This window comes from Limnospira sp. PMC 289.06, assembly GCF_032350395.1.
In the GTDB taxonomy this organism is placed as follows: Bacteria; Cyanobacteriota; Cyanobacteriia; order Cyanobacteriales; family Microcoleaceae; genus Limnospira; species Limnospira platensis.
In genome coordinates this window covers 40,292-45,746 of the sequence record NZ_JARPLC010000007.1, presented here as the reverse complement: position 1 = coordinate 45,746, position 5,455 = coordinate 40,292, and the positions used below count along the sequence as shown (strand labels likewise).

Here is a 5,455-nt window from a genome sequence, read left to right as displayed (position 1 = left end):
CATCATCCATCCATCCCCTCCTGTTGGGTTTCGCTGCGCTTCACCCAACCTACTGGGGATTTAGCAATCATCCACCTAGGGGCGATCGCTCGGTTAGGATAATAACCAAACATCATAAGCCTAAATTACATCATCCATCCATCCCCTCCTGTTGGGTTTCGCTGCGCTTCACCCAACCTACTGCTTAGTTGGGTTTCGCTGCGCTTCACCCAACCTACAATTAATTATTAACTACTCTGTTGGGTTTCACCCAACCTACTTAGTATAAGGGCTTGACCACAGTCATCGCATATCGTTCGGGGCTCAGGTAAGTTTTGGCAATTTCCTTTAATTCCGCAGCTTCTAGAGATTTAATTTGGTGGGGATAACTTACCGAAATCTCTGGTTTCGCTACTGTGAAATAATAGCCATATAACCCTGCTAATTGTCCCGGTGTTTCCGTTGAGAAGGCATAATCATTACACAGTAAACGCTTACAGCGATCGAGTTCCGCTGACGACATCGGAGTTTCCGCTAAATTACCTAAACACTCGCAGATTAGGTGTTCAACTTCTTCGATATTGTCAATATCTAAACAGGCATTAATTGTAAATAGACTCGACTCCCGCTGTAGGGAAAAACCGCTACTTATACAGTCTACTAACTGTCTATCTTCCCGTAATAATTGCACTAGGCGAGAAGTTCGCCCCTCTGCTAATAAAACCGATATCAGGTCCAGTCCGTAGCCATGTCGTATATTTTCAACTCCAGGTCCTGACCAAGCCATGGTGATCCGAGGTTGTTCTACATTAGGTAGTAGTAGTTCCTCATGGAGAATACCCCTCAGTTTAGGTTGATGATAACCGTTAGTAGTTGGGCATTCTTCCCGGTGGTAAAATGAGCCAAAAGCCTGGGAAACTAAATCTTGCGATCGCTTTTCTGAGACTCCCCCAACAATCACTACCGCCATATTTTCCGGTTGGTAGTGACAGCGATGAAACTGCCGCATTTCGTCAGGAGTTCGCGGCATCAAAGTCGCTTCCGTCCCCAAAACCGATCGCCCATAGGGATGATTACCATACAGAGTTTCCATCATCGCTTGAAACTCTATCCAATCTGGGCTATCCTGAGATTGGCGCAGTTCTTCTAACACCACCGAACGTTCTCGCACAAACTCATCATCAGGTATCGCCGCGTGCAGCAGTAAATCAGCCAGGGGAGACAGGGTTTCCTCTAAATACTGGGCGGCGCTGGTAATGAAAAAATGGGCATAGTCGTGGCTTGTAGCTGCATTAGCGACCCCCCCTCGGCTTTCAATTACCCAGTCGAACAAACCAGGGGCGATTTTTTCAGTCCCCTTAAAAATCATGTGCTCCAGAAAATGAGCCATCCCCGACCAAGGCTCTGGCTCCCTTGTGGCTCCTGCCCTAACCCAAACATCTACCACGACCACCGGTGTAGCTGGAATTTCTTGATGAATGACAGTTAAACCATTGTCTAGGGTGAAGACATTAGCGGGAAACGTTGCGATCGTTGACAGTTTAGACAACTTTTAATCTTTTAAACCCCCGTTAACCCTCTAGGTATATAATAATACCCCCAGCCGCCAAAAATTGAGTATTTTGATACAAAACAAAAAAACATCCCAAGCCAACTTTCAGCCTGGGATGATTGCCATTATATTTTTACGCCTATTTTTACACCCTAATGAGCAAGGCTACTGGAATGCTTCCCCTAACCATTAAAAGCCAAAACTAGGATCAGCAGCAGCAATAACAGGGGGGAACTGGGACATACCGAAGGCTAGGCTAGACGCGCCCACTTCCGCCAAAACTCGCAATCCGTCACCAAAGATAACTGGCTGGGCAGTCGTGAGGAAAGGTAAGGAAGCAGGTGCTTCAGCCTGGACAATAAATTCAGCATCCCCTGGTCCGATAAAGGGCAACCAGCGGGAGACATCAAAGAAGCCAAAATTACCGCCAGGGCCAGTTACTGTACTCGGTTCAGCCGGGAATGGGTTGCCGTTAGCATCCAGAATCACCGCCCCGGTTACTGGGTCACGCAGGGGACCGCTGTTTAACTGTCCGTCTTTATTCAGATCCAGGTAAACGGTTACACCTTCCAGGAGGGGTTCACCAACTTGGTAGGCACTGTCAATGTTAACATCGGTGAACACAAAGCCAGTGATACTATCTGGAACTCCAGGACCTCCGACCGGCGCGGGGGGAACGTTAAAGAAAAAGTCCTTTTGTGCGGCTTGACCACGACCCAAAGCCACATCAAAATCAGGATCAGGTCCGGTAGCTACCAAGTTACCAGGAGGATTAACCACCTCGACTGCAAAACTTTCTGTCAACAACCCAGGCTCGTTGGAAAGTACATAGTGTAGGTAGGGATTTTGGGCTAACTCCGCATCCGAGAAGGTGGGGAATCTCGCATCTACATCAAGGATGTAGAAACCATTGGCATCTGTAACCGCAGTTCTTCCGCCGCCAGACACCGTAATGCCAGGGATACCTGCTTCTCCGGGATCGGCAACACCGTTACTGTTTAAGTCGGAAACTACGAAACCGTAGATGCTTCCGGGAACTACAAAGCCCAAGTCCTGGGAGGTAACAGCACCGGCTGAAACAGTAACTAATTCTGGATCATCATTAGTGGCAACTAATCTATCTGCAAGGGGAGTTACACCACCTAATCCTGGGGGTACGTCGTTCCCAGGCAATAGGGGCCGCAGTTGGTAGGTTCCCGGAGTCAGATTATTGAAGGAATAAGAACCATCGGGACGGCTTACTGTAATAGGTTCGTTGGCTGTCCAGGCTCCGTTACCGTCTAAGTCAAGGAACAGAGGAATACCACCGACAAAAGGTTCACCAGAGTCAAAGCGACCATTAACATTGTTATCTACGAAAGTCTGACCTTGGATGTTACCCTTGCTGGTAATGGGGGGAACTGAAGGTACAGGGACATCGGGAGGCAAGTTAGCAATGGCAACTGGGCCTATGTTCTGGGTCGGATCGGCGGGAACGGTGAAAGGGAGGGGTAGGTTGTTCCCAGGACTGCTGACACTACCATCAGCAGGAGGGATTTGTTGCAGTTGGAACGGAGTACCGGCTCCTAAAGTCTGTAAATCAGTGATTACAAAGCTGCCATCCTGACCAGTAATGGCGCTCCGTTCACCTTGATCCGGTTGGTATATACCATCAAAAGGCGGCAAATCTGTGAATACCGCAGCATTAGCTATTGGCAGATCACCAGGATCGAATACGCCAGTGCGGTTGACATCTATAAAACTAGTACCTGTAAGGTTTGACATTAGCTTGAACTCCTCCACCAAAATGTTGGACTAAGACAGTTTTTGCAAGATCAAGTCTATGTTCCTTGACTTAATCCCAACAGAATACACTCGCTTGCTCTGAGTGCGTATTCTTAAGACCACATTGAATATAACAGCATGAGCCTAAGAAAATATACCAGACTTTTGAGAAAGATTGCAATTGGGTTGTGAATGGGGGACATCCTCATTTCCGCCCCAGGGGAGTGGTGGGCGCTCTAGGGCTACCCACTGTTCTTAACAGTCAACAACCATAACGGTTATGGTCTGACCTGAAAAAAACTATAACACTCCACTAATCCACTAATACGCATCTTGCAATTCATGGAAGTCTGGCGAGATATAGTCTTTCCGAAGTGGCCAGCCTACCCAATCTTCTGGCATTAAAATCCGCTTCAGGTTAGGATGGCCTTCGTAGACGATACCATACATATCATAGGACTCGCGTTCTTGGAAGTCCGCTGCCTTCCAAATCCAATAAACTGAGGGAACTTTTGGGTCGCTTCGGGGAACGAAAACTTTGACGCAAACTTCCTCTAGTTGTTCCACATTGTTCTGAACTTTGGCGAGATGGTAGGTGCTGACTAAATCTTCCCCTGGTCCCATATCATAGGCACACTGACACCGTAGATAGTTGAAACCATAGGCATATAAGGCAGTAGCTAGGGGAATTAAATAATCCCGGTCTACTTTAATCATCTCGACTCCCACATGATTGGGACCCAGAAATTCATGGTCAAATCCATTCTGACTTAACCACTGGGAGACGAGTCCGGCTTCAATGATGGGGGCTTCGGTTTCGGTCTCAGCCACGCTGTTCCTCCTTTTTCATGGGTTCGGTTTGTAGGGCGGGAGGCACAGGCATCCCGATCGCCTCGGTCAGTTGTTTCGGGGGGACTTGACGGGTAGTTGATTCTAAGTATTCCCCGGTTAAAATCGGTTCGACTACTTTCAGATTATGCGATCGCGTATAGTAGCGATGGGTCTGTTGGAGATTTCCCCGCTCCTGGAATGATTCGTTAGCGATTTTCTTGCGTAGTTTAATAATCGCATCAATGATCGCTTCTGGGCGAGGAGGACAGCCGGGGATGTAAACATCTACCGGGATCAGCTTATCTACCCCCCGCACTGCGGTGGGGGAGTCCATGCTAAACATTCCCCCGGTGACGGTACACGCTCCCATAGCAATCACATATTTGGGTTCCGGCATTTGTTCGTAAAGCCTGACCAACATGGGGGAATATTTCATGGTGATGGTTCCCGCCGTAATTAACAGATCCGCTTGTCTGGGGCTAGACCGTGGCACCAATCCAAAGCGATCGAAGTCAAACCGCGAACCAATTAGACCCGCAAATTCAATAAAACAACAGGCAGTCCCATAGAGCAACGGCCACAGACTAGATAATCTAGCCCAGTTGTAGAGATCATCAACCGTGGTCAGGATCACATTTTCCGACAATTCCTCAGTTACCTGGGGTCGCTCAATGGGGTTGATGATAGTTGTATTCGGTGAAGGACTTTGAGTTGTCATATTTTTATAACCTGTAATACCGTACCTATGACCATTCCAACGCACCCTTGCGCCATGCGTACACTAAAGCAATGACTAGGATGGTAATAAAGATGAGTGCTTCTATGAAGGCTAGTAGGCCTAACCTATGAAATGCTACCGCCCAGGGGTACAGAAATACTGTCTCTACATCAAAGATGACAAAGACTAGGGCAAACATATAGTAGCGGATGTTGAATTGAATCCAAGCCCCCCCTATGGGTTCACAGCCAGACTCGTAGGTTATGCGACGAGTGGCGCTTCTACTTTGGGGTCGGAGGATTTTGGAGGCTCCTAGAGCTAGTATCGGGACTAGGCTACAGATGATTAGGAAGCCCAGGAAATATTCGTAACCGTTCAGAAAAAACACAGTAGATCAGCAGAGTTATAGTTTTGGTAACCGGTTCTTTATATTATTGGATCACTTGTACCGATAAATCAAAGATCTGATCGGTTCAGTGGGACTAGATGATCGCGATCGCTCTCGTTGGATCTTAACAGAAATCCGCGATTATCGCCCTTACCAACAGGGCTGAACCTGTTGACTGGCTTTTGGGGATTTTGGGGATTTTGGGGACTGTTGAGATTTTTGG

The 5,455-nt window shown here is 47.7% G+C and carries 5 protein-coding genes; all 5 read right to left on the bottom strand.

Going from position 1 to position 5,455, the window contains the following annotated elements; genetic code table 11:
* Positions 1 to 259 precede the first annotated feature (259 nt).
* The 5 genes from P5674_RS03080 to ndhC all read right to left on the bottom strand — a co-directional run bounded on the left by P5674_RS03080 (position 260) and on the right by ndhC (position 5,232).
* Complete coding sequence (locus P5674_RS03080) at positions 260 to 1,528, bottom strand: M16 family metallopeptidase (protein ID WP_014274363.1); 1,269 nt, start codon at positions 1,526 to 1,528, stop codon at positions 260 to 262.
* 192 nt (positions 1,529 to 1,720) lie between these two features.
* Complete coding sequence (locus P5674_RS03075) at positions 1,721 to 3,295, bottom strand: SdrD B-like domain-containing protein (protein ID WP_315669786.1); 1,575 nt, start codon at positions 3,293 to 3,295, stop codon at positions 1,721 to 1,723.
* Positions 3,296 to 3,616: 321 nt separating this feature from the next.
* Positions 3,617 to 4,126 carry an NAD(P)H-quinone oxidoreductase subunit J gene (locus tag P5674_RS03070; RefSeq protein ID WP_006623159.1) on the bottom strand — a complete coding sequence of 170 codons (510 nt, stop codon included), beginning with the start codon at positions 4,124 to 4,126 and terminating at the stop codon, positions 3,617 to 3,619.
* Positions 4,119 to 4,844, bottom strand: coding sequence for a photosynthetic/respiratory NAD(P)H-quinone oxidoreductase subunit K (gene ndhK / locus P5674_RS03065; RefSeq protein WP_006623158.1), 726 nt, complete (start codon positions 4,842 to 4,844; stop codon positions 4,119 to 4,121). The genes P5674_RS03070 and ndhK overlap by 8 nt, the downstream gene beginning before the upstream one ends.
* A gap of 25 nt (positions 4,845 to 4,869) precedes the next feature.
* Complete coding sequence (gene ndhC / locus P5674_RS03060) at positions 4,870 to 5,232, bottom strand: photosynthetic/respiratory NAD(P)H-quinone oxidoreductase subunit C (protein WP_006616830.1); 363 nt, start codon at positions 5,230 to 5,232, stop codon at positions 4,870 to 4,872.
* Positions 5,233 to 5,455 lie beyond the last annotated feature (223 nt).